Source organism: Gimesia chilikensis (assembly GCF_008329715.1).
Taxonomy (GTDB): domain Bacteria; phylum Planctomycetota; class Planctomycetia; order Planctomycetales; family Planctomycetaceae; genus Gimesia; species Gimesia chilikensis.
Genome location: NZ_VTSR01000014.1, coordinates 105,900 through 130,208, shown reverse-complemented (window position 1 = coordinate 130,208; position 24,309 = coordinate 105,900). Strand labels below are relative to the sequence as shown.

Sequence of the window (24,309 nt, the reverse complement as noted above, 5' to 3'; positions counted from 1 at the left end):
GTTAAGCCTAGTCCGAATTGATGTTTCCTGCGGTGATGACGCCTGATCACCCCATTCTGACCTTCCCTGCTGAAAGCTGAATCAGACAATGAACACGGTTCTGCCACGCATCATCTCGGGTGCAGTCGCCTGTGCCGCCGGCCTGGCACTCTGGGAGATTGTGGAAATCAAGGGAACGATGCTGGTGGCGAGTTTCTCGCTCTCCACGATTGCTGCTGCCTGTTGCATGCTGGCGGTCGTGCTGGGTATCGCCGGATGCCTGGCTACGAATTATTTCTGGGATGCAGTTCTGCCGGTCCTCGGGCGATTCCTGAAACGACTGTCTGCGCCCTGGCAACAGTTGGATCACTGGAGCGGCAGCCTGCTGCTTTCGTTTTCGCTGATCGTCTATTTTGTCATCATGCTGAATCTGCTGCCTGACCAACCGCTGCCGGAAGGCAATGATCAGGCGGCGTTTCTGACCCAGGCCCGAAATGTGCAGGAAGCGGGCGGTCCGTCTGTTTTACTGCAGCAGCTGGTTGCGGGTGAGTATACCGAGGCGAACCAGCACCCGCTCTATGTTGCGATCCTCTCGTACCTGCCTGACTACGAAGCGGGAAAACGTCTGTCGGCGATGCTGGGGCTGGCGGCTTTATTACTGTTCGCATTTGGAATCGCAAGACGCTACGGAAACCTGGTAGGAGGACTGACGGGACTTCTACTGGCCGTCAATGCCGCCTGGTGTCGACTGACAGGCCAGGTGGTCTGTGAAGCACTGCTGCTGCTGATTGTCGCTGGTTTGTGGCTGGTCCTGTTGCGCGTCCCCGCTGAAGGCACCTCTGAAACGCGTCCACGATTTCTCTGGATCGGCAGCGGTCTGCTGCTGGGTCTGGCCTGGCTCACCAAGGGGACGGCACTACTCTTGCTGTTGGGAGTGCTGTGCTGGCGACTTTCGTATGCGGTCGACTGGCCACGGTGTCTCCCTGCCCGCTTCAAAGTAGAGACGACTGAATCGGAAACGCCTCTGGGTCGGCTCTCCTGGAAACAGGCGCTCCTCAGCCTGTCACTCGTAGTGGGAAGCTTTATTGTGATCGCGGCCCCTCTGCTGGTTCGCAATGCGCGGGTGTACGGCAGCCCGACATTCAATGTGAATTCGTATCTGCTCTTTGAAGATGAGTTCACGGAACCGCACGCGTTGATTGAGGAACGGGGATCACTGGGGAATGCGGTCCGTCGCTACTGGCAGACGCATTCCCTCGCGCAGATGATCAAGCGGGAAGTGAAAGGACTGGCGTGGCAGGTTTTTATTTTTCTCCGCAGCCTGGGTCCTTTCCCTTTCCATGAGGGACGACTGTTCTTTGGCGTGCTGCTGCTTCCGTTTCTACTGACGGGACTGCTGACGGAATCCGGACCGGCGCGGCGCTTGTATCTGATCTGGCTCGTGTTGTTCTGGCTGGCGTTCGCCTGGTATCTGCCGATCGCTGCCGGGGAACGCTTCCTGATGCCTCTGCTGCTGCCAACGTTCGCGTTTATCGGCCTGGGACTCGCGCGGGCAGGTCAACTGCTGAAACCCCAGCCTGCTGAATCGGGTGAATGAGACCTCAGGTTGTAGCGGACTTCTTGCGGATCAGTGGCATGATGACCGGCACCAGCCAGAGCGCGATGCAGAACAGTCCCAGTCCTGCGGAGATGGGACGATTAAAGAACGAGAGCAGGCTGTCGTCCTTGGTCAGGTTCTGCACGAACGACTGTTCCAGTTGCCCCCCGAGGATGATTCCAAGCACGACCGGCCCCAGGGGAACATCGAAGACTTCGAGCACAAACCCCAGCATGCCCATGCCGAGCATGACCCAGACATCGAAGTAACTGCCATTGATCGAGTAGGCACCGACAACGCAGAACATCAGAATCATCGGCATCAGAATGCGGCGGGGGATGCGGACCAGTTGTGAACCACTGCGAATCGCCAGGAAGCCGAGCGGAATCAGCAACAGGTTGGCGATGATAAACGTGAGATAGATGCCATGCACGAGCACCAGTTGTTCGGTGTTCTGAAAGATCTCCGGACCAGGGGTGATGTTCTTCATGAGCAGCACGCCGATCACAATCGCGGTCACCGAGTCGCCGGGGATGCCCAGTACCAGGGCGGGAATCCAGGCACCGGCGAGTGCCGAGTTGTTTGCACTGGTGGCATCGCCGACGGCGTCGAGGGAACCTTTGCCGTACTCCTCGGGTGTATTCGAGAACTTTTTGGAGACCGCGTACGAAATCCAGGCAGCGATGTCGGCTCCCGCGCCGGGAATCATGCCGATGGTAGAGCCGATGCAGCTCGAACGGAGCCAGCTGAATTTTCGCTTCCAGAACTGGGGCAGCACGCCGCCGAAGACCGGCTTCAAATGTCTGAGCAGTGAATGGTCATCTTCTTCTTTGACTGCTGACTGCAGTTTTTCTGCAGCTTCGTCGGTCTTTGAGGTCAGCGTATTGCGGAAGACTTCCGAGAGACCGAACAGACCGATCATCGCGGGGATGAAGTTGATGCCGGTAAAGAGTTCATCGAAGCCGAAGGTGAAGCGAGGCACGCTGTGAACTTCACTCAAGCCGACGGTCGCGAACATCAGGCCGATCATCAGCGCCAGTGCGCCTTTGAGGCGGGAGCCGGTCGAGACAATGGCGGCACAGCTCAAGCCGAGTACGTAAAGCCAGAAGTATTCGTAGGTGGTAAACTGAAACGCGATTTTCGCCAGCTGCGGGGCCGCGAAGATCAGCACGAGTGCCCCGAACAGGCCGCCGAATACGCTGAATACCAGTGAGACGCCGAGCGAAGTCTCATGCAGTCCGCGGCGGGTGAGCGCATAGGCGTCGTCAGTATAAGCGGCTGAAGAGGGGGTCCCCGGTATGCGGACCAGCGTGGTGGGTATGTCTCCGGCGAAGATGCTGCAGGCCTCGAGCGTCACAATCGCGGCGATGGCGCTGAGGTTATCCAGATAGAACGTCAGCGGGATCAGCAGCGCGACGGCCATGGTCGCCGTCAGTCCCGGAATGGATCCCACAAACAGACCATAGACGGCTGAGAGGAAGATCACCAGCAGGACTTCGGGAGTCGCTATATTCTGTATCGCGGTAATGAATGTCGATTCCATGATGTTTCTTCAGAGCGCCAGAGAAGGAGACAGAATTCAAAACGATATGTAGCAGCGTTACCAGCCCAGGACACCGCGTGGCAGCGGAACGCGAAGCAGGTTGGCAAACAGGGTATAGATGCCGGGAATCAGGCAGACTGTGATCAGGGCACTGATCCACCAGCGGGTTCCCAGTTTCCAGAGCAGCAGGAACATAATGGCCCCCGCTGTCAGCAGGAAGCCCAGTTGTTCGGCGAACAATTGATAAGCCACGATCCCCAGCAGCACCAGCGCGGTATTGACGATGCCCTGTGACGTGACGGTATCCTTGGAGACATCAGGGGCCAGTGCGTGAACTTTCTTCTGAACGGCCAGGCAACCGAGAATGACACACATGGCAATCGCCAAAAGTCCGGGAAAGACCAGCGGCCCCGTCCCCCGGGAAGACATCTTCTTAAAGGCATCGCTGGTCAGCAGCTTGCCCAGCGTTTCGTCGTTTTCTTCCAGGAAGACAGCGAATTCGTCATTGGCGCGGTAGCGGGTACTCAGACCAGCGTCCCGCATTGATTCGGGAAAAGTTTTGCCCTGCACGGTAATTTCGCCGTCGGTGATTTTTTTGACCGCGGTGGAGATCTTCTCGACAATGGGTGCGGGCGTCCCTTGGGGTACCGCCAGCCCGTTCCAGCCGGAGATGTTCCAGTCCATGCCCTGAGAGGCAAAGGTGGGAACATCCGGAAATTCTGCCAGTGGCTCTTCGGCCATGACTCCCAGACAGCGGACCTGGCCGGACTCATATAAGGTCTTAGCTTCGGGCAGACTGCAGCAGACAAGATCGACACCACCACTGGCCAGTTCCTGCAAGGAGGGACCGGCACCGTTCATGGGAATCCATTTGATATCGCTGGCGTTGAGTCCACAGAAGTCGAGCCAGCCTGCCAGTGCCAGATGCCAGATCCCCCCGGCTGCGGTTCCGGTTGCTGTCAGCTTGCCGGGATTCTGTTCCACAAAGTCGCGGAGTTCCTTGATGGTTTTGAATTGAGAATCCTGTTTGACGAACACGGCCCCTGCCCCATCGACGAACGACATGATGGGTTCTGCATCGTGCCAGGTCAACGAAGTCAGATCCTGCCAGTGCAGCATGTTGAGTTCGCCGGTAATGATGGCTAGCGTATAACCGTCGGGACGGGCGTTGAGGCCGCGACTGTGTCCGGTTACGCCGCGTCCGCCGGTGGCATTGATGACGTTGACGGGAACTTTGAGTTCCTGCTCAAGGAAGACCGCCAGTTGTCTTGAAGTGCGATCGGTGGCACCTCCGACTGACCAGGGGCAGATGACGGTGATGGGTCGATCGGGATAATCTTCAATTGATTCCGCAGCACACCCGCTCATTAAAAGAAGCAGGCAGCAGAGGATCGACCTGGACAGGACACTTACTCTAATGATCGCGCGCAGATTCATCAGTTCAGTACCAGAATGCTTTCTCAGGCTATTTTTTTCAGGAAAAGTGACTGCCGGTGCAGTGGACTGGAATAACCTAGAATGCAGGGAGCAGAACCGCCTGTCAACGACCAGCAGGACCATGATCACCGGTTTCGTTAAGTTACCATGAATAACTTAAGAACCAAAAATATTGAAACGCATCAGGGTGTCGATGAGTACAATAGATAACAGGTGATTTGAAGATGATAAAATCGCCTGTCAGCAGGAGATCTGACGAGGACTGATCTTGCAAAATGGTCTCTCGGCAGGTTACGCTATATGTAGAGATTCCTGCCAACTTATATCCTCCCTCAGACTGATCGTGTGCTGACGCAGTGCTCCTTGCCTTCGATCTGGAGCGATCTGTTTGATCAACGTCTGAGTTTTCCCGCCTGAAGGTTTTAATTGAATGCGATTGTTGCCCACGTTAACTCGAATTCCCCTCCCCTGCTCTCTGCGAGAAATCTGTTTCGCTGTCTGTGGTCTGTTGTGCGTTTTGTCTGTCAACACGGCGCAGGCCGAAGTGTCGAGTGTCGAGAAGTCGGAAAAACTGTTTAACACGAAAGTCAAACAGTTCATCAGCAAGTACTGCCTGGACTGTCACACGGGTCAGGGATCAGAAGCCGGGCTGGCGCTGGAGAAGTTCACCACGCGTACCAGTATTCTTGAGAAGCGTGAAGAGTGGGAAAAGATCGTCCAGCGAATTCAGATTCAATCGATGCCTCCCAAGGATGCCGGTGAGCTGCCGACTGACCAGGAACGCGAAGATGTTCTCGCCTGGTTTGACGACGCGTTGTACGGCGTTGACTGTTCGGGCGATATCAACCCCGGTCGTGTGACGATTCGACGTCTGAACCGCAATGAATACAACAATACAATCCGCGATCTGGTCGGCGTGGATTTCTCACCTGCCGAAAACTTTCCCTCGGACGACGTTGGCTACGGATTTGATAACATTGGCGACGTCCTCTCACTGCCGCCGCTGTTGATGGAAAAATATCTCGATGCGGCTGAGCAGATCTCCGAGAAAGCAATCTTCGCGAATACGCCGGACAGCTATCCCTGGAATAAAATCTCGGACAAACAGTTTAAAAAGGAAGGGGCTGTCACGGTTCGTAAGAGTGGCGCCGGGTTCCATTCGCGGGGCACTTTGAAGGCGCCTGTGAATCTGAAACAGGATGGCGAATACGAAATCCGCATCATTGCCGGTTCGACACCAGCCGGAGATGAAGCCGCCAAGATGGAAGTCAAACTGGACGGTAAGCCGCTGAAAACGTTTGAAGTGGCTGCGGACCGGAATTCTCCCGAGAAGTACATGCCGCCCAAGGCAATCAAGCTGCCCAAGGGAAAACATGAACTGGAAATCTCGTTCCTCAATGATTTTTACGATCCCGATGGCCCAGCCAACAAGCGGGACCGGAACCTGTATGTGAATGAAGTCGCGGTGCGGGGACCGATGGGTAAACTGCCCGATAACGTGCCTGCTTCGCATCATCAGATCATCACCTGCACGCCGGAGAATGGCCGTTCAGAACGTTACTGTGCCGAGCGGATTTTCAAACCGTTCATGGAGAAAGCCTTCCGTCGCCCTGTCTCTCGAAACGAGATGAAGCCGATCGTGGAACTGGTCAACGCGACTGTAGAATCGGGTCGGACGTTTGAGCAGGGTGTGCAGGTTGGTATCCAGGCGGTTCTGGTGTCCCCCCACTTCCTTTTCCGCATTGAGGGACTGCAGGATTCAGAAGATGAATCGTACAGCATCGAGAATGTGGCTCAATACGAGCTGGCTTCACGGCTGTCTTACTTCCTGTGGAGCACCATGCCCGACGAGCGACTGTTCAGCCTGGCCGGACAGGGACGACTGGATGATTCCCGCACGCTGCGTATGGAAATCAAGCGCATGCTGGCCGATCCCAAATCGAAAGCGTTTGTGGAAAACTTCGCTGGTCAGTGGTTGAACCTGCGAAATCTGGATGAACTGAATCCCGATCCCCGGAAATTCCGGGGCTTCAACTCGCAACTCAAAGCAGACATGCGTCAAGAGACTGAAGAGTTCTTCGCTTACATCATGCGTGAAGACCGCAGCGTGGTGGAATTCATCAACGCTGACTACACCTTCATGAATGAAAACCTGGCGAAGTTTTACGGTAATGACAAAGTGAAAGGGGAAAAGTTTCAGAAGGTCAGTCTGGACAAATCCCGGCGGGCCGGTCTGATAACCCAGGCCAGTATTCTGACGCTGACTTCAAACCCGGGGCGAACTTCTCCGGTTAAACGGGGTAAATGGATTATGGAAAATATTCTGGGCACCCCGCCTCCAACACCTCCGCCGAATGTACCTGAACTGGAAGAAGCGACCGAGGGCAAAAAGAATATGAGTCTGCGTGAACAGCTGGCGCTGCACCGCAAGATTCCCGGCTGTGCGTCCTGTCACGATCAGATGGATCCATTAGGCCTGGGCTTTGAAAACTTCGATGCAGTCGGCCGCTGGCGCACTAAAGAAGGTAAGCATAAAATCGATGCCTCGGGTAAATTACCCGATGGTCAGACATTTGAGAGCCCCGTAGAATTAATCGGGATTCTGGAACAGCAGAAAGACGGATTCTGCCGATCTTTAACAGAGAAGATGTTGACGTACGCGATCGGTCGAGGCACCGAGTATTACGATAAATGTGCCATCGATGCGATCACCGCGAATTTTACCGCCAAAGGGTATCGTTTTTCGGAGCTCGTCACCGAAATTGTTCTCAGCGATCCCTTCCTGAAACGTGAGAAAGGTTCTCGAAAATGACAAATCTTCTACAACGCCGTACATTCCTGAAAGGTCTCGGAACGACACTGTCGCTGCCGCTGCTGGATATCATGCAGCCTCAGCCCGGCATTCTGTCAGCCGCCACCGCTGCGGGAAAACCACCGGTGAGAACCGCGTTCATCTTCTTCCCGAATGGTGTGATCGGACCATCCTGGTTCCCCACATCAACCGGATCGGGTTACGAAATGCCCCAGTCACTGAAGCCGCTGGCCGATCTGAAATCGGACATCAATGTGATTTCCGGGCTGGCCCAGATCAATGCCCGTTCCCTGGGTGATGGCCCCGGTGACCATGCCCGTTGTGCCTCGGTTTACCTGACCAGCGTGCACCCGACCAAGACCAGTGGTGCCGACATCAAAGCCGGTATCTCGGTCGACCAGGTCGCCGCTCAGCAGGTAGGTCATAAGACCCGCCTGCCTTCACTGGAGCTGGGACTGACGCGCGGTCGTAACGCCGGCCAGTGCGACTCAGGTTACAGCTGTGCTTACTCGTCCAACGTCTCCTGGCGTTCGCCTTCTACGCCGACCTCGAAAGAGATCGTGCCCAAGCTGGCGTTCGAACGTCTGTTTGGCGGTGGTGCCGAGCGGGAAAAAGAACGTGCCCGTCACCTGAAGGATCGTCAGAGTATTCTGGACCTCGTCAAGCACGACGCTGATCAGTTGAAGAAACAGCTGGGCAAAAACGACAAGCGGAAGATTGACGAGTACTTCACCAGCGTGCGTGAAATCGAACAGCGGATTGAACGCAGCACGCAGCATGAAAAGATCAAACCGCCCGAAATGCGGCTGCCGGATGGAATCCCCACTGAACTGCAGGAGCATGCCCGCCTGATGTACGACATCCTGTTGCTGGCGTTCCAGACCGATTCCACCCGCATCGCCACATTCATGGTGGGGAATGCCGGCAGTAACCGGACGTATCCGATGGTGGGTGTCAACTCCGGTCACCATGCACTGTCGCACCATCGCAACGATGAGAAGAAGATCGCCGATATTCAGAAGATCGATGAATATCTGATTTCGCAGTTTGGTTACTTCCTGAAGCGTCTGAAAGCAACTCCGGAAGGGAACAGCAACCTGCTGGACAACTCGATGATCTGCTACGGTAGTGCCATCGGTGACGGAAACCGGCACACGCACCACGATCTGCCGATCATTCTGGCAGGTAAAGGGGGCGGAACGATTAAGACCGGCTTCCATCATCAGGTCAAAACCGAAACGCCGCTGGCGAACCTGTATCTCTCGATGCTGGATCGGATGGGCACAGACGTGACCGCCTTTGGTGACAGCACCGGACGTCTGAGCATTATCGATTCCTGATATCCGGTCGATTTCGACTTTAATAAAACTTCAGGCCGCTGATCACTGTCGATCAGCGGCCTTTTTTATGGGAAATGATTCCTATAGACACAATTTGATATCTGCCATAACATTACGGCCCCGAACACACTTCCTGTACAGACAATCCCAACTCTCCAGAACATGCAACTGGTATGGAAACCTCCCTGCATCGTCAATTGAAATCGTATTACGCTCCCAATGCGGAGTGCGAAGAAGTCACGCTGGGCGATTACCGCATTGATGCCATCGACGGCGATCGGCTGATTGAGATTCAGCACGGTTCACTGGGTGCGATTCGGGATAAGGTACGCTGTCTGCTGGAAGATTACGACGTGCATGTGGTCAAACCAATTGCCGTCCGCAAGTACCTGGTCAAGCGCAAGAAAAAGAACGGCGAGACCATCTCGGCCCGGTTCAGCCCGCGGCGGGGTTCGGTGTTTGACCTGTTTGAAGACCTGGTGCATTTCACGAATGTGTTTCCGCATCCACGGCTGACACTGGAAGTCGCGCTCACGATTCAGGAAGAACACCGCATCGCGAAAAAGCCACGTCGCTTTCGCGGCAAAGATTACCGGATCGAAGATCGCGTGTTGCGTTCGGTTGAAGAACAGATCGAATTGAATACGGCGGGCGACCTGTTGAATCTGATACCCGGTAAACTGCCCAGCCCCTTCCATACTAAGGATCTGGCGAAAGCAGCGGGCATTCAGCGGTGGCTGGCGCAGAAGATGGCATACTGCCTGCGAAACACGGGTGCGATCAACCTGGTCGGTAAAGAGAAGAACGCCCTGCTTTACGAAGTGGCGTCGGGAGATCAGGCCGCAGCCTGAGCAAAAGAAAAAGGAAACTCCCGAAATGAAAAATTGTGAGCTTCAATCACAATAGATTTGACTACCAACCAACTTACTCAAAATCCGTACAGAGCCATTAAGTCCTAGGCTGCCGCTGACACATCTGGCCATATTTTTCGGCAGTCAAAATAACCCAAGTCGCCATCCGTATTGGCACAAGCGGTCTCTTTTTCGGGAGTTTCCCTGTTGAATCACATTGGCCTCCCCGAAGTCAAACCTGTCTGTCTGACCTTTGCAAACACTCATCAATGTCTAGAACGCGACCGCAGTTATGAAGGTCCGTGGACCTGAAACACACGAAAGCGAAACAGAAGTACGATGAGTGAAGTAACACCTCAACCTGGTTAAGAGTAATTCTTAAAGCAGAAAAATCTTAGTGGGTTCAAGTATCAAAAAAAGGTATCGACTGAAGACAGTCTCATTCGGAATGGCTTATTGTTTATCGTTTTTCTAAAGCATCCCCAATCAGTAATTGTGTTTTGATTTCAGCAGAAATCAGAATGAATTACATCAGTTGTCGGGTGCTAATTCTCAGATTAACTTTTCTTCACAGAGAGTCAACAAAGATGAGAAGAAAAACCATGTGAAAAAAAAATTCGCTTTTTTCCGCTACACCATCTTACCGAAGATTGACATTCACCCTCCCAAACGAAACGGGAACGACTTATGAAATCGTTCCCGAAAAGCTGGTGTGTCGGAATGAAAAAACGGCGATGCTTTTAGAGTACACCTTTGGAAGAAGGTACTCCCTGTTGACGCGGATCAATGCTGACTGCTTGCCGCAGTGCTCGCGCGGTGCCTTTGAAAATGCCTTCCGAAATGTGATGGCTGTTCGCACCATGATGCACAACGTGATGCAGGTTGAGCAGACCGTTGGAAGAGAACGCCTGCCAGAATTCGCGGACGAGTTCGGTATCGAACTGCCCGATTTTTTCGGTGGGAAACTCAACCTGAAAAACAAACCAGGGACGCCCACTCAAGTCGAGGGCCGCGGTGACCAGGGTCTCTTCCATGGGAATCGTCAGTGAGCCGTAACGGGTGATGCCCTGCTTGTCGCCGAGTGCCTGACAGAGTGCTTTGCCCAGACAGATCCCGACATCCTCGACGGTGTGATGATAGTCGACTTCCAGATCGCCGTTCGCTTTGATTGTCAGATCGAACAAAGCGTGGCGGGCCAGCAGGGTCAGCATGTGGTCGAAGAAACCGACGCCGGTCTGGATATCGGACTGGCCGGTACCATCCAGTTCCAGGGTGAGTTCAATCTGGGTTTCGGCTGTTTCACGTTTGATCGATGCTTTGCGGCTCATCTCTGTCAGTTCATGTCTAAAGGGATTAAGTGGGTCGTTTATCAAAGTTTACCGTGTGGCAGACGATTCACCAAAATGCTTCAGAGAGACAGGCCTGCCTGCCGCGAATTCCCCGGTGGGGGAACGGCGGGAAATGCATAACCGTTTTAACCGCACCTCAGTGAAAGTAAAGCTGTGCCTGTTTTAACAGTCGCTCAGCCGATCTGCTGCAGTGCATCCAGCACGTGTTGAATCTCGGCATCGGTGCCGACGGTGATCCGCAAGCCGTCCAAAGTTCCCTCCGTCAGAGAAAACTTCATGTAACGCACGAGAATCTTCCGCTGCTTGAGTTCCTGGTAACGCCGTTCGTGCTGTTTGTCGGCGTGTGTGCACCAGACAAAGTTCGTCTGGCTGTCCACCGCTTCAAAGCCCAGCTTGCGGAGTTGTTCGACGAGGTAGCGGCGGGTGGTGCGAATCTTCGCGGTATTCTCCTGCATCCACTCCTGATCCTTGAGGGCTGCGGTCGCTGCAGCCAGGGAGAGGGTGTTACAGTTGTAACTGTCTTTGACTTTCCGCATGCCACCGATCAGGTCGGGGTGCGCGACGGCGAAGCCAAAACGGATGCCTGCCAGACTGTAAGACTTACTTAGAGTGCGGGTTACGATCAGCTTCTCGCCCTGCTCCGATTTGAGCAGTTCTCCCCGGTGCGGCTGATCACAGAAATCGCCGTAGGCTTCGTCGAGGACGAGCACTCCGCGGGCAGGAATCAGTGAGAGCAGTTGCTGGTCGGACCAGCGATTGCCCGACGGGGCATTCGGGTTGGGAACGAACAGAATCTTACTCTCGCCGATTTGATTCTGTGCGGCGTCGGGCCAGCTCCAGTCGGGATTGAGTTGAATCTTCTGAAAGCGGGCACCCTGGATCTCAGCCAGCGTTTCATACAGTGTGTAGCTGGGATAGGGAGCCGATACCAGTTCGCCGGCATCGACAAAGGTTCGCATCAGGATCGTCAGAACTTCATCGCTCCCGTTGCCGGGCAGGATCCAGTCGGGATCGACGTCGAACAGTTCTGCAGCGACTTTACGAAACTCGGTTGCCAGCGGATCGGGATAAATATTCAACCGACCTGACAGTGTCTGCTGCACTGCCTCGAGGACGCGTGGCGAGGGAGGATAAGCGTTTTCGTTGGTGTTCAGTTTGACCCAGCCGGACTCCTGGGGCTGTTCCCCGGGAGTGTAACCTTCCATCTGCTGAACCTGTGGTCGAAAGAGACTCATGATACTTCTTCTCGAATGTTAGCGTTTCAATTGTGTACGTCCCTGTCTTCACCCGCGGTAATCCTGACCGGAACCTGTAACAGGACAAGTCGACCGCAACGGGAGTTCTCTGATTTCACAGGATTTCGTCACCGCAGCACAGAGATTCCTCCGTCCGGACGAGACGAATCCCTGGAAATTTAGACGTTAAACAGGAAGTGACAGATGTCGCCATCCTGCATCACATATTCTTTGCCTTCCACGCGAAGCTTACCGGCTTCACGGATCGCTTTTTCCGACTGGTACTGTTCGAGGTCAGCCACCGAGAAGATTTCCGCCCGGATGAATCCGCGTTCGAAGTCCGAGTGAATGACGCCGGCTGCCTGGGGTCCGGTCGCGCCGATGGGAATTGTCCAGGCGCGGATTTCAATTTTCCCGGCAGTGAAATAGCTCTGCAGTCCCAGTGTATGGTAGGCAGCACGTGCGACTGCGGCCAGTGCCGGTTCTTCCAGGCCGACGCTCTCGAGCATTTCGTTGCGGTCAGCTTCGTCGAGTTCCGCGATTTCGGCTTCGAGGCGACCACAGACCACGACGACTTCGCCTCCCTCTTCTTCGGCTCGTGCCCGTACCCGCTGTACGAGTTCACTTTCGCCCTGGAGGTCGTCCTCATCCACGTTCGCCAGATAGAGCACCGGCTTGGCGGTGAGGAACTGATAGCCTTTGAATATTTTCCGTTTTTCCGGATCATCGAAGGACAGCCCGCGGAGCGGTTTTTCTTCCGCCAGTCGTTCTGCGCAGGTTTCCAGGACGGCCAGCCGCATTTTGGCTTCGGCATTCCCGGAGCGGGCAGTCTTGGCAGCCTTATCTTTCGCCGAGTCGACCGTCTGCATGTCAGCCAGCATCAGTTCCATATCGATGGTTTCGATGTCGCTGATCGGGTCGACCTTGCCTTCGACGTGGATCACGTCGCTGTTCTCGAAACAACGGACCACGTGCAGAATGGCATCTACGTTGCGAATATGAGAGAGGAACTTATTTCCCAACCCTTCGCCTTCGGAGGCCCCCCGGACGATACCGGCAATGTCGACCAGCCTGAGAATGGCGGGGATGACTTTGTCGGTGGTAATGTATTTATGAATGATATCCAGCCGCGGATCGGGGACATTGACGATCCCCACGTTGGGTTCAATCGTACAGAAGGGATAGTTCTCGCTTGCGATCCCCGCCGCCGTTAAGGCGTTGAATAACGTTGATTTACCTACATTCGGCAGGCCAACAATACCAGCTTCCATAGCTCTTTTCAGTCATCAGAGAATATTGATATCAAACCGACCCGGCGGACGCTCCCGGCCGTAGACCTTTCAGGTTCTTTGATTTAATTCCGGCCCATCATAGCGAACTGGGGAATCAAAAGGAAATGATCGCCCGGCGTCCTTTTTGGCCTTCCCGGCGGGAATCGGGACAGTACAACCAACATAAACCCTCTAACGGGAGTTGAAATCTAAGACATGTTAAAATATTGCTACCCATCTCTCACGGTGCCAGTTAAAATGGGAGCGGGCTATTCGCACTAAATCGATTTATATCTGAATGACTTTCCGAACAGAGAGACCTCAACGAGCACCCTATGCGAGCGATTTTTCAGCTTGTGACCTGCACCCTGCTGCTACTGGTCACCTTCACCGACTGTCGCGCTGACAGTACCAATACCAGAAAGCCGAACGTTATTCTGGTCATCACAGATGATCAGGGATACGGGGATATCGCCGCGCATGGGAACAAGATGATCCAGACGCCGAACCTGGATCAACTGTATCGCCAGAGTCTGCGTCTGACCAACTTCCATGTCGACCCGACCTGTGCGCCGACCCGCTCTGCTTTGATGACCGGACATTACTCCACGCGGACCGGCGTCTGGCATACGATCATGGGTCGCTCGCTGATGAATACCAACGAGGTTACCCTGGCTGAAGTGATGCAGAGTAACGGCTACAAGACCGGCATGTTCGGGAAATGGCACCTGGGCGACAATTATCCGCTGCGTCCCCAGGACCAGGGATTTGAAACCGTCGTGCAGCATGGTGGTGGGGGAGTCACACAGACCCCGGACTACTGGCAGAACGATTACTTCGACGACACCTATCTGCGGAACGGCAAGCCGGAAAAGTTCAAAGGCTATTGCACGGACATCTGGTTCCAGGAAGCGCTGAACTTCATCGAGATGAACAAGTCGGAACCGTTCTTTGCTTATATCTCAACCAATGCCCCTCACAGTCCGTACCTGGTTGATCCCAAGTACAGCGATCCTTACGAGCGTAAAGGGGTATCAAAGCAGATGGCCGCCTTTTACGGCATGATCACCAACATCGATGAAAACATGGGACTGCTGGAACGACGTCTCAAAGATTGGGGACTCGATGAGAACACGATCCTGATCTTCATGACCGATAACGGAACCGCAGCCGGTTTTAAACGTCCCCAGCCGGAAGACCTTTCCAAGAAACAGCAGCGACGACTTTCCAAAGGCAAACCGATCGTACTGGAATCGTGGCCCGGTTTTAACGCAGGCATGCGGGGTACGAAGGGTTCAGAATACGACGGCGGACATCGCGTTCCCTGTTACATTCGCTGGCCGGCCGGCAAACTGGACGGGGGGCGGGATATCACACAACTCTCGGCTCATATCGACATCCTGCCCACACTGGCAGAACTCTGTCACCTGACGATTTCCAGCGAACTCAAGCTGGACGGCACCAGCCTGGTGCCCATCCTCAAGGGGAAGAAAGACGCGTTACGTAATCGGACTTTGATCGTCCACTCACAGCGGATTGAGACGCCGGAGAAGTGGCGGAAATCCTCGGTGATGACCGAACGCTGGCGACTGGTAAACCAGACGGAGCTGTATGACATTCAACACGATCCCGGTCAGACCAAGAATATTGCGTCCGAATTTCCCGGCGTGGTGAAGTATCTGTCTGCGGAATACGAAAAGTGGTGGGAGAGCCTGAAGCCCCGCTTCACTGAATATGTGGCGATCGGCGTCGGTTCCCGGTTTGAGAACCCTGCCCACCTGACCTGTCACGACTGGCACGCCCCGATTCAGCAGGTTCCCTGGAATCATCAGCAGATCGCGAAGAACCCGATCGCCAACGGCTTCTGGATTGTGAATGTAGAAGCACCGGGCACGTATGAAATCACCCTGCGATGCCGACCGGAATCGGCCCATCATCCACTGAAAAAGGGTGTTGCCCGGATCCAGATTGGCGATCAGAAACAGCAGCAGGACGTCGATGAAGGCGATCTCTCCACGACCTTCACCCTGGACCTGATGAAGGGACAGAGGAAGTTGCAGACCTGGCTGGATGAAGGGAATGGCGTCTCACGGGGTGCCTTCTTCGTCGAAATCTTTCGCAAAGAAAAGCAGTAACGTCGCAGACGCGCTTCGGGTTCAGGCAGTTCGTGCCTGGGCAATCCCGATGCGAGCCTGAATGCGATCGGTCTCGATCAACTGCTTGAGTCGCCGCTGATTTTCTTCCAGTTGATCCCGCGAATTCTCCGGGTGCCAGAGGTGAAATACAGGGGCTGCAAAACGGGCATCTTTGTGAAACACTCCGTTACGAATCAGACGCAGGACGAGGTCTGAATCTTCCATGCCCCAGCCGGTGTAGTCTTCATCGAAGCCATTCACGGCGAGCAGATCTACCTTCCAGGCGGAGAGATTACAGGTCTTGGCACCTTCCCACTGCCGGGCAGTCCGGTGGCGGTAATGTCGTCCCAGGGGCAGACGGCACAAAGGCAACAGACGGTTGATACTTCCCTCGCGTCGAGCGGCGAACCACTGCGCCCAGGTCCAGACTTCCACGGGCAGATTCTCTTCGAGTACCCGTTTTGAAAATGACTCTGACAGCAGCACCCGGTTTCCCGACAGGAACCAGCCGGCTTCCGCGTGTTGTTCATGTTGGGCCAGGAACCAGGGAGCGGGTATGCAGTCCCCGTCCGTGAAGACGATATAGTCGGCCTCGGCAGCTTCGATGGCCCGATTCCGAATTGCTCCTGCGCGGAAGCCTTCATCGGGGTGCCAGATGTGTTTGACGGTGAACGGCGCTGTCGCCTGGAATGCTTCGATGACCGTCCGGGTTTCGTCCCGGGAACCGTCGTCGGCAATGAGCAGTTCATCCGGCGCACGCTGCTGACTCAGATAACCTGCCAGCACTGCTTCCAGGGCAGTGGGCCAGTTGTAGGTGGTGATGACGACAGCAAGTCCGGCCATGGAATTTCAGAGTTCTTCCTGTTTTTCCCGGTTGAGAACCATCAGCTTCAGGTACCGATAGTAGGTGCCTTCCGCGTTGGATATCGCCAGCATGAAACCTTCTTTCCCGTCCAGAAAACCGGCCCGCAGAAAGTAGGTGCGGATAAAGGTCCACGTGCCGTGACAGATGGCCTTGCACAGGCTGGCCTGCTGCTGTTCTTCCGCCATCATTTTTGCACCCGCGGTGGAATAGGAATTCATCGTATTCAGAATCTGTTCCAGCGTGAGCAGAGATTCGTGAATGATGGGTTCCTTGAGTTTGCCTACTTTGCCCTGCACGACAATCCGCTCGTGGACCAGGTCGTCACTGAATTCGGCTTTGCCCCGACGGAAGAGGCGCACCACATGATCGGGCCACCAGCCACTATGCTTCATGTACCGCCCGCAGTAGTTGGATCGGCGGGGCATGGAATAGGCATCGTAGCGTTTGGGCATCTGGATGACGCGTTTGATTTCGGTCTGCAGGTCGTAAGAGATTCGTTCGTCAGCATCGATCGACAGGACCCACTCATTCGAGGCGTACTCGAGTGCGCGGTTTTTCTGAGGTCCAAAGCCAGGCCAGTCGGTTTCGTAAACGTGCTCTGTGTATTCCTTGCAGATGGCCACCGTCTGGTCGCTACTGCCGGAATCCAGGACGATGATTTCATCTGCCCAGGCAACCGACGCCAGGCACTCGCGAATCGTAGATTCTTCGTTTTTAACAATGACGATAACCGATAACGACATAAAGCTGGCTTTTAAACTTCAGTAAGAATGGTCTATGTTTCACAGGAAGGTCGAACAAACATCAAGATTGTCAACCGCGCGCGATCCTGTTAAAAGAGGAATCCTGATCGATGTGAATACTATTATGATCAATTATGCCTTTTCCTGAAAGCTTGCCATGAGTTTGGCAGGAAACTGTGATCTGGAAAAGGGCAATCATCGAATTCATGAGATGCCAGGGTAAAATTGTCTGAATCCCCTCCCGCAGCACCACAGCACTTTTCCTTATTTGATGACAGCGTTCCCTATACAACCATTCGCTGCCTCAAAGAAGAAGACTTACGTTCCGTGTGGCTGCTCGATATTCAGGGACGTGGATTGACCACAGTCAAACGCTGGCCCCTCGACTGGAAGCTCCGCTGGAAGTCACTCTTTGGTCAGTCACAGCCGCAACGCCAGGTGACGGGTGCCTGGCAACTGCTGCAGGCAGGGGTCAACACTCCTCAGCCGGCGACACCCCTGTATCGGTCCGGCCCGTTTTACCAGCTGGAAATGCCTTATATTGAGGGGACGACGGTTTACGAACTCTTCAAAACAGTCGCCCCGGAATCCAAGTCAGAACTGTATCCCATCGCACGGGAACTGGGGACGATTGTACGTCGCCTGGCTGATGCTCAACTGCGGCATCGGGACCTCAAGCTGGAAAACATCGTTCTCAAGCCGGGTGAATCGGGACAGAGTGTGCCCGCGCTGTGGCTGATCGATCCGGTGGGAATCCGTCGCTGTTCTTCACTGGAAAAATCGCTGATCTGCATGCTGGACCGACTGGCGATTCAGCCGCTCAATGAGGGGCTCCCCCTGCCCCGCTCGCTGCAAGTCATCTGTATACGTGCGGCGATTGAAAATCTGCCCCGGGAACACCGCAGGCATTTCTTTTCAAAGCTCAAAAATCAGCTGAAACACTCTACAGAACAGGCGGGAACCGCTGATTGATCTTGCCCTGTCTGGCGAAAAGCAATACAAGCGGGGGCGTCGTTTTTCCTGCACGATCTCCCCCGTCTTAGCATGCCTGCCTTCGCATGTAAGGCACCGATTCCTCAGGCCTGACATGAATCAATTGCCCGATAACCCACTCTATTTTAATTCTCCCCAGGTCGAAGCCACTTCCGGAGCCATCTGGCTGAAGCGGGCGTTGATCTTATGGGCCGTATTGTGGGTTGTGGTGAGCGTGAAATTTATCGTTCAACCCGAACGGAAATCGGTTTACCCCTGCTTTGCAGACTCTTCAATCAACTGGTGGGCCGATCGGAACCTGTATGATAATGAAGCCTATAGCACCGGGTTTCGCTATAGCCCCACATTTGCGGTGGCGTTCTCAGCATTCGCAGTTTTTCCTCCGACCGTCGGGGGGATTCTCTGGTCCGCTTTGAACATCGGACTGCTGGTCTGTGCGCTGCGACTGCTGGTTAAGGAAATCTTCCCCGGCTCATGGACACGAATGCAGGAAGCGGGGTTTCTGATCCTCTGTCTGGTCGGCTGTACGCGCGCGATCTGGTCAGCCCAGAGTAATGCCCTCGTCTTTGCCCTGGCGGCACTGGCGGTCGTCTGTCTCAAAAAAGAACGCTGGTGGGGAGCCGCTTTTATTCTGGCTGCCGCCGTGCATATCAAGCTCTGGCCGGCTGCGCTGGCGTTACTGTTGATGGCTCGCTTTCCGTTTCAGCTGGGTCCCCGCTTTGCGACCGCCTGTGCAGTGCTGGTGCTTCCCCCATTTTTAACACGTCCCTTGCCGGTCGTCGTTCAGCAGTACCAGAACTGGTATGACCTGCTCACCGGCCCGTATCGTACACTCAGACAGGCGGGATTGCGGGATGCTTACACGATTGCCGAGAACTTCGGGACCTACATTGACGATCGAGTCTACACACTTCTGCAGTTGGGAATGGCCGGACTGGCGCTGTTGTGGTGTTTGCGTCTGACCCGCATCACCACCTCGAAAGAAGCGTATTTCACCGGCGTCTTGACCACCTGGGTCTGCTGGCAGCTACTCGTTGGTCCTGGTACCGAGCGTTTGACGTTTCTGCTGGCCGCCCCCATCGCCAGTTGGGCGCTGATCGTGAGTATGCAGGAACGTTGCTACCGTGGACTCGCTCTGACAGCCTGGCTGTTACTCGTCCCTCTGGGAATGGGTGCAGTGGAACGCGTCCTGCTGCCGGTTGCTGCCTGGTCACCTGCGATTTTACCGCTGGGAATTCTCCCGTTGATGGCCTGGCAGATGGCCTATTTTGAAAGCCGGGCACGCGAAAACCGGATGAGCCAGTCAGAGGGAGCAGACACGACAGAGGCTGCTCAGAATGCTTCTCTGGCCGCTTAAGAAGTATCTAAGCGGCTTTGGTCTGCTGTTGTTCCAGTAGAGAAACGACCGCATCAAAGACCCGATTGGCGGATAAGTCTTTCATACAGCGATGATGCCCCAGGGGACAGACCCGCTGCTGACAGGGACCGCAGTCCATCGCAAGCTGGAGGTGTTGTCCCCGCTCGTAAAACGTTTCACTCCACATGATATGTGTGGGACCGAACAGCGTCACCACAGGCACATCAAACGGAGCAGCGAAGTGACGGGGACCGGAATCGGTGGTCACCAGTAATTCGGCCTGTTGAATCGCGGCCTTCGTGAGCCCGAGATGTAACGGTTCTTCCGCCAGCGAAGTCACCAGGGGATGCTTTGCCTGCGCGACGATCTGCAGGGCTTCCTCTTTTTCAGCGGGTCCACAGACCACCAGCACCGAACGCTGTAAGTCCGTGGCCAGGCGGCTTGCGAGTTCCGCGAAATTCGCGACCGGCCAGTGTTTGGCAGCGCCGAACGCGCCACCTGGATTCAGACAGATCAGTGGATGACGTTGAAACTCCGCTGACTGTTTATTCCAGAAGCTTGACCAGCGCTGACGATCAGCATCGGTCACAGCCAGTTCCATTTTTCGCGACAGTCCGGAACCTGGTTTTGAATCAGCCTGTTCTACACCAATGATATGCGCGACGATCCGCAGGTATTCATCGATCGCCGGATGAGGAACCTGACGATCCCCGGCCGGAAGCGCATCGGTCAAGAGCCAGCCCCGTCCATCCCGCTGAATTCCCACACGTCGGGGGATTCCCGCCAGAAAGCTGAGACAGGCACTGCGAAAGGAATTGGGAAACAAGACTGCCAGATCGAAGCGTTCCCGTCTGAGTTGACTCAGCAACTGGAACTGTGATTTCAGACTTTTCTCATTGCCGCTGGCCAGGGAGTGATCGACCAGATCGAGCCCATTGAGGACTTCAGCCACGTATGGCTTCTGAATCGCTGTAATTTCCGCGTTGTGAAACTCATCACGCAATGCCCGTAAGGCGGAGGTCGCCATGACGGCGTCTCCGATCCAGTTGGGTAGAAAGACTGCAATTTTCATCCGGCTTTTCGTTTCGGAGGCTCGATAGGTTGATGGAGAGGCAGGATATCGGGCTGCCCGGCGGCTTCCCCGCGGATAATGCCCAGAATCTGTGTGGTGGAAATGCCCGGGGTAATTCCCAGTGCTTTGACTTCCCCGCCGTAGGCTTCGACCAGTTCCCAGCCGACAATTTCCTCTTTCGAGTATGTGCCACCTTTGACGAGTAAATCGGGTTTGAGTTCATTGATCAGTTCGCAGGGCGTCGACTCATCGAAGATGACGACATAGTCGATTCCTTCCAAAGCCGCCAGCATCAATGCACGATGTTCCTGTCCGAAGATCGGTCGATCCGGTGCCTTGTTTAGAGAGCGTACGCTCGCATCACTATTGAGTGCGACGATCAGGCAGTCCCCTTCTGCGGCCGCCTGTTCCAGGTAGGAGACATGCCCCACGTGCATGACATCGAAACAGCCGTTGGTCAGGACAACTTTCTGTCCCAGTTTCTGCCGGGCCGAAACATGCCGTTTGAGCTCTTCCAGTGAGAGTACTTTTTCACTTGTCGCGCGGGCCCCCATGAGCAGGTCGGCCAGCATTTCTTCGCGGCTGATTGTGACGACGCCAATCTGTTCGACTTCCAGACCGCCGGCCACATTCGCCAGGCGGGCAAGGTCCGCGGGAGCAATTCCAGCGGCACTGCCGACACCGATTGTCGCCAGCACCATATCTCCGGCACCGGTGATGTCATAAACTTCCCGTTTCCGGGTCGGCAGTAGTTCTGTTGCACCATTGGCCTGTGTTAAAGCGATGCCATCACTGTCGAGCGTGACAAAGACAAAGTCCAGGTTCAGCTGTTCACAGAGCAGTTTGCCAGCACGAAAGGCATCGGATTCGTTTTCAATTTCAAATTCGACCGCCCGGGATGTCTCGAGTCGGTTCGGGGTGATCGCAGTGGCACCCGAGTAGATCTGATAATCACGGCCCGGACAGGGATCTGCAATCACGGGCACATTTGCCTCACGGGCTGCCTGAATCACACAAGCCAGCACGTCCGGAGTACAAACACCTTTGGCATAATCGCTGATCAGGATCGCCTGTTGTTCGGGGATTAAAGGCAGAATTACGTTGAGTAACTGTTCGGAAGCAGTCGCATCAAGAGGGGTATTCACTTCCCGATCGACGCGTAGAATCTGGTGCGGATGACGTTGCTGCGCCCGTCCGATGAAGCGCTGCTTGACCGTTGTCGGTCGACTCGCATCGGCAATGATGGCCGAGCAATCAACGCCCCGCTTCTCCAGGGCTTCCCGGATCACAACGCCATCCAGATCGGTGCCTGTCACCCCGGCCATGGTCACTTCCGCTTCCAGGCCGATCAACATGTTGGCGACGTTGGCGGCTCCGCCCAGGCGGACTTCCTGGGTATCTTCCCGCAACAGAATCACCGGTGCTTCCTGGCTGATCCGTTCGGCATCGCCCCAGGTATAGCGGTCCAGAATCAGGTCTCCCAGGACGAGGATTTTCGGATGACCCAATTTTTGAATTGTATTGATTAAATGATATGACATTGATCGCGCGTTTCAGACGAAGTGATAAATCCAGTTCAGTCAACGTGATCTGAAGAGAACTTCAGCCGCGGAATCATCATCAGAACGCTGATTTGAGTCAATGCCTTTTTTGTCAACCTGGCGACTTTAGAAAGGATAGCAGCGAAGTTTTCGCAGGTGACTTATGCAGAGCCGTCTTGCCCCTGTGAAAAGAGGAAGCAAGTCGCCTTTTGTTGCTGAGTTAATCCCCGAACTGGAGCTTGAGCAGCAGATCTTTGACCGCGGTCATGGGGATTTCGTCCTGCTCGATGGCCTTGGAAGAGCTGATAAAGACAGGCGCTTCCGCGTCTTCCCGTCCCGGTGTCGGCAGGCGACCGTGACTCCCCTTTACCAACGTTGCATCCAGACTGGTCAGATCCATGTAGTAGCGAAACCCCAGTTTCTTCCTGGCGAGACGACGCGCCAGGCGAAGTTTGGGGAATTTGATTTCCGGATCGATAAACAGTTCCACAGGATCGTAACCCGGTTTGCGATGAATATCGACGGTCCGTGCATAATCAGGGGCGAGCCGATCATCCAGCCAGAAATAGTAAGTGAACCAACTGCCGGGAGCCGCCACGACGACCAGTTCACCCGAACGTTCATGGTCGATTCCAAATTCGGCCTGTTGTCCTCGATCGAGGACCATCTCGATGCCGTCGATTTTTTCGAGTAGTGCTTTGACTTGTGCTACATCCTCAGGCTTTTGCACATAAACGTGTGCCAGTTGATGATCGGCGACGGCAAACGCAGGTGAGGCACCACAGTCCATGGTTTCCCACCCCAGGGCTTCCTGTCTGACCTGAAGCCAGCCGTGTTCCCTTAAAATGCGGTTGATGTGCACCGGCTGAGCAACATCCGTGATGGCATATTCGGAAAGCACCACTACTTCAGCGCCTGCGTTTTGAGCGACGTCGATCAGACGTCCCGCTTCGTGATCGATGTCACGGATATCCTGATCGATGGCGGGATCTGATACACCCAGACGCTGCAGGTTGTAGTCCAGGTGAGGCAGGTAAACCAGGTTCAGGTCTGGTTGCTTCTCCCGAAACACTTTGATGGAGGCATCTACAATCCAGCGGGAACTGGAGATATCCGCACCGGGGCCCCAGAAGCGGAGTAAGGGAAAAACACCCAGATCTGACTGCAGTTCATCCTTGAGTGACGCGGGCTGGCTGTAGGAGTCGAATACCTTTCTGCCATCCGCAGGATAACTGGGGCGCGGCGTAACCGACCACTCCACCGGGGCATACATGTTATACCACCAAAACATTTTTGCTGTGGTGTAATCGGGGGCTCGTTTTTTAGCTGCTTCGTAGACCCGTTCCCCCTGAACGAGTTTATTCGACTGTTTCCAGAACATGACCTCGGCCAGATCGCGGAAATACCAGCCATTCGCCACGATGCCATGATCGCGCGGCATCAGGCCGGTCAACAGGGTCGATTGTGCAGAACAGGTTACCGCAGGTAATACGGTGCCCATGGGACGCGAAAACCCTTGCCTGGCGAGGCGAGACAAGTTGGGCGTTCGTTCTCCCAGCATTTCATGGGTCAACCCAACAACATTCAGCACGACCAGAGGTTTACGCATGAATCAGACACTCTACAGAAAGCTTTAAATAGTTTTAACTTACCACATTGATCAGCCAGCATAGTCAATCAAAACGGAGATTAAAAGGTGTTCCCGTCTCAATAAAAAAGAGATATTTTCTGCCAGAATAATTGTCATAGACAGTTAGATTCCAAAACTCGAAACGTCCCTCCCAAAGCCAATTGTCTGAATAATTAATCTTAAGGAAATGAGTGTTCATCATTTCAGATAATTGATATACAGTAAAACTGAACTGAAATCCAAACGGTTCAGTCTCTCTATGTAACTACTATATCTAAACTTATAACTTTATATTCCGGAGATCCTTATTGTTCCCGGTTCGAATATTCCCCAAGCCAGAAAAACTGTTTTTACAGAGATAAGCATTTAACTGAGTAGATTTATATTGACTACTCATATTGTCTATTTTAGCTTATTTGTCATTTGTGTGATAATTGGAAAATTCCACATTATCAAAAAGGTTAGCTTCTAAATTTGTAAATATTTGAGTGAGTACTGATAATAATTTGACCATTCTATAATGACTTGAATCCGCTTCTGGGATTCACGTAACAATTTG

General features: G+C 54.3%; 17 protein-coding genes. 7 read left to right on the top strand and 10 right to left on the bottom strand.

What is annotated here, in order from left to right; all coding sequences use genetic code 11:
• Positions 1–88 precede the first annotated feature (88 nt).
• On the top strand, positions 89–1,576 hold the full coding sequence (locus tag FYZ48_RS18775) for a hypothetical protein (protein ID WP_149343154.1): 1,488 nt from the start codon (positions 89–91) through the stop codon (positions 1,574–1,576).
• 4 nt (positions 1,577–1,580) lie between these two features.
• On the opposite strand, the gene FYZ48_RS18770 is transcribed toward FYZ48_RS18775, so the two are convergent.
• Together FYZ48_RS18770 and FYZ48_RS18765 are read right to left on the bottom strand one after the other, a co-directional pair.
• Positions 1,581–3,119 (bottom strand): tripartite tricarboxylate transporter permease, encoded by a 1,539-nt coding sequence (locus tag FYZ48_RS18770; RefSeq protein WP_145180803.1) that lies wholly within the window; start codon positions 3,117–3,119, stop codon positions 1,581–1,583.
• A 57-nt stretch (positions 3,120–3,176) separates the two neighbouring features.
• Positions 3,177–4,487 carry a tripartite tricarboxylate transporter substrate-binding protein gene (locus tag FYZ48_RS18765; RefSeq protein WP_187782107.1) on the bottom strand — a complete coding sequence of 437 codons (1,311 nt, stop codon included), beginning with the start codon at positions 4,485–4,487 and terminating at the stop codon, positions 3,177–3,179.
• A 499-nt stretch (positions 4,488–4,986) separates the two neighbouring features.
• Here FYZ48_RS18765 and FYZ48_RS18760 point away from each other — a divergent pair, with 499 nt between their 5' ends.
• From FYZ48_RS18760 to FYZ48_RS18750, 3 genes are all read left to right on the top strand, one after another.
• Complete coding sequence (locus tag FYZ48_RS18760; protein WP_149343147.1) at positions 4,987–7,368, top strand: DUF1592 domain-containing protein; 2,382 nt, start codon at positions 4,987–4,989, stop codon at positions 7,366–7,368.
• A complete protein-coding gene (locus FYZ48_RS18755) occupies positions 7,365–8,708 on the top strand; it encodes a DUF1552 domain-containing protein (RefSeq protein WP_149343143.1) in 1,344 nt (447 codons plus the stop codon). Before FYZ48_RS18760 ends, FYZ48_RS18755 begins: the two co-directional genes overlap by 4 nt.
• Positions 8,709–8,881: 173 nt before the next feature.
• Positions 8,882–9,559, top strand: coding sequence for a hypothetical protein (locus tag FYZ48_RS18750; protein ID WP_145036556.1), 678 nt, complete (start codon positions 8,882–8,884; stop codon positions 9,557–9,559).
• Between the two features lie 740 nt (positions 9,560–10,299).
• On the opposite strand, the gene hisB is transcribed toward FYZ48_RS18750, so the two are convergent.
• From hisB to ychF, 3 genes are all read right to left on the bottom strand, one after another.
• Complete coding sequence (gene hisB, locus FYZ48_RS18745; RefSeq protein ID WP_149343138.1) at positions 10,300–10,887, bottom strand: imidazoleglycerol-phosphate dehydratase HisB; 588 nt, start codon at positions 10,885–10,887, stop codon at positions 10,300–10,302.
• Between the two features lie 194 nt (positions 10,888–11,081).
• Positions 11,082–12,143, bottom strand: a complete 1,062-nt coding sequence (hisC, locus tag FYZ48_RS18740; protein WP_149343136.1) for a histidinol-phosphate transaminase — start codon at positions 12,141–12,143, stop codon at positions 11,082–11,084.
• Between the two features lie 179 nt (positions 12,144–12,322).
• Complete coding sequence (ychF, locus tag FYZ48_RS18735; protein ID WP_149343134.1) at positions 12,323–13,414, bottom strand: redox-regulated ATPase YchF; 1,092 nt, start codon at positions 13,412–13,414, stop codon at positions 12,323–12,325.
• A 335-nt stretch (positions 13,415–13,749) separates the two neighbouring features.
• On the opposite strand from ychF, the gene FYZ48_RS18730 reads away from it, so the two are divergent.
• The gene (locus tag FYZ48_RS18730; protein WP_149343132.1) at positions 13,750–15,549 is read left to right on the top strand and encodes an arylsulfatase; all 1,800 of its coding nucleotides are present in this window, start codon (positions 13,750–13,752) and stop codon (positions 15,547–15,549) included.
• A gap of 21 nt (positions 15,550–15,570) precedes the next feature.
• Here the strand turns inward: FYZ48_RS18730 and FYZ48_RS18725 are convergent, their stop codons facing one another.
• Both FYZ48_RS18725 and FYZ48_RS18720 read right to left on the bottom strand, forming a co-directional pair.
• Positions 15,571–16,392, bottom strand: coding sequence for a glycosyltransferase family 2 protein (locus tag FYZ48_RS18725; RefSeq protein WP_149343130.1), 822 nt, complete (start codon positions 16,390–16,392; stop codon positions 15,571–15,573).
• Between the two features lie 6 nt (positions 16,393–16,398).
• On the bottom strand, positions 16,399–17,157 hold the full coding sequence (locus tag FYZ48_RS18720) for a glycosyltransferase family 2 protein (protein WP_149343128.1): 759 nt from the start codon (positions 17,155–17,157) through the stop codon (positions 16,399–16,401).
• A gap of 225 nt (positions 17,158–17,382) precedes the next feature.
• Here FYZ48_RS18720 and FYZ48_RS18715 point away from each other — a divergent pair, with 225 nt between their 5' ends.
• Entirely contained in the window at positions 17,383–18,129 is a 747-nt protein-coding gene (locus tag FYZ48_RS18715; RefSeq protein WP_149343126.1) for a hypothetical protein, read from the top strand.
• A 115-nt stretch (positions 18,130–18,244) separates the two neighbouring features.
• Positions 18,245–19,507, top strand: coding sequence for a glycosyltransferase family 87 protein (locus FYZ48_RS18710; RefSeq protein ID WP_149343123.1), 1,263 nt, complete (start codon positions 18,245–18,247; stop codon positions 19,505–19,507).
• Between the two features lie 7 nt (positions 19,508–19,514).
• Here the strand turns inward: FYZ48_RS18710 and waaF are convergent, their stop codons facing one another.
• The 3 genes from waaF to FYZ48_RS18695 all read right to left on the bottom strand — a co-directional run bounded on the left by waaF (position 19,515) and on the right by FYZ48_RS18695 (position 23,729).
• Complete coding sequence (gene waaF, locus FYZ48_RS18705; RefSeq protein WP_149343121.1) at positions 19,515–20,579, bottom strand: lipopolysaccharide heptosyltransferase II; 1,065 nt, start codon at positions 20,577–20,579, stop codon at positions 19,515–19,517.
• Complete coding sequence (locus FYZ48_RS18700; protein ID WP_149343119.1) at positions 20,576–22,120, bottom strand: PfkB family carbohydrate kinase; 1,545 nt, start codon at positions 22,118–22,120, stop codon at positions 20,576–20,578. The genes waaF and FYZ48_RS18700 overlap by 4 nt, the downstream gene beginning before the upstream one ends.
• Positions 22,121–22,340: 220 nt before the next feature.
• Positions 22,341–23,729 (bottom strand): alkaline phosphatase family protein, encoded by a 1,389-nt coding sequence (locus tag FYZ48_RS18695; protein WP_149343117.1) that lies wholly within the window; start codon positions 23,727–23,729, stop codon positions 22,341–22,343.
• Between the last annotated feature and the right edge of the window lie 580 nt (positions 23,730–24,309).

Excerpts from the sequence above, each read along its gene's own strand:
- FYZ48_RS18775 (WP_149343154.1), top strand. The coding sequence starts at position 89 with ATGAACACGGTTCTGCCACGCATCATCTCGGGTGCAGTCGCCTGTGCC.
- FYZ48_RS18770 (WP_145180803.1), bottom strand. The coding sequence starts at position 3,119 with ATGGAATCGACATTCATTACCGCGATACAGAATATAGCGACTCCCGAA.
- FYZ48_RS18765 (WP_187782107.1), bottom strand. The coding sequence starts at position 4,487 with ATGAGCGGGTGTGCTGCGGAATCAATTGAAGATTATCCCGATCGACCC.
- FYZ48_RS18760 (WP_149343147.1), top strand. The coding sequence starts at position 4,987 with ATGCGATTGTTGCCCACGTTAACTCGAATTCCCCTCCCCTGCTCTCTG.
- FYZ48_RS18755 (WP_149343143.1), top strand. The coding sequence starts at position 7,365 with ATGACAAATCTTCTACAACGCCGTACATTCCTGAAAGGTCTCGGAACG.
- FYZ48_RS18750 (WP_145036556.1), top strand. The coding sequence starts at position 8,882 with ATGGAAACCTCCCTGCATCGTCAATTGAAATCGTATTACGCTCCCAAT.
- hisB (WP_149343138.1), bottom strand. The coding sequence starts at position 10,887 with ATGAGCCGCAAAGCATCGATCAAACGTGAAACAGCCGAAACCCAGATT.
- hisC (WP_149343136.1), bottom strand. The coding sequence starts at position 12,143 with ATGAGTCTCTTTCGACCACAGGTTCAGCAGATGGAAGGTTACACTCCC.
- ychF (WP_149343134.1), bottom strand. The coding sequence starts at position 13,414 with ATGGAAGCTGGTATTGTTGGCCTGCCGAATGTAGGTAAATCAACGTTA.
- FYZ48_RS18730 (WP_149343132.1), top strand. The coding sequence starts at position 13,750 with ATGCGAGCGATTTTTCAGCTTGTGACCTGCACCCTGCTGCTACTGGTC.
- FYZ48_RS18725 (WP_149343130.1), bottom strand. The coding sequence starts at position 16,392 with ATGGCCGGACTTGCTGTCGTCATCACCACCTACAACTGGCCCACTGCC.
- FYZ48_RS18720 (WP_149343128.1), bottom strand. The coding sequence starts at position 17,157 with ATGTCGTTATCGGTTATCGTCATTGTTAAAAACGAAGAATCTACGATT.
- FYZ48_RS18710 (WP_149343123.1), top strand. The coding sequence starts at position 18,245 with ATGAATCAATTGCCCGATAACCCACTCTATTTTAATTCTCCCCAGGTC.
- waaF (WP_149343121.1), bottom strand. The coding sequence starts at position 20,579 with ATGAAAATTGCAGTCTTTCTACCCAACTGGATCGGAGACGCCGTCATG.
- FYZ48_RS18700 (WP_149343119.1), bottom strand. The coding sequence starts at position 22,120 with ATGTCATATCATTTAATCAATACAATTCAAAAATTGGGTCATCCGAAA.
- FYZ48_RS18695 (WP_149343117.1), bottom strand. The coding sequence starts at position 23,729 with ATGCGTAAACCTCTGGTCGTGCTGAATGTTGTTGGGTTGACCCATGAA.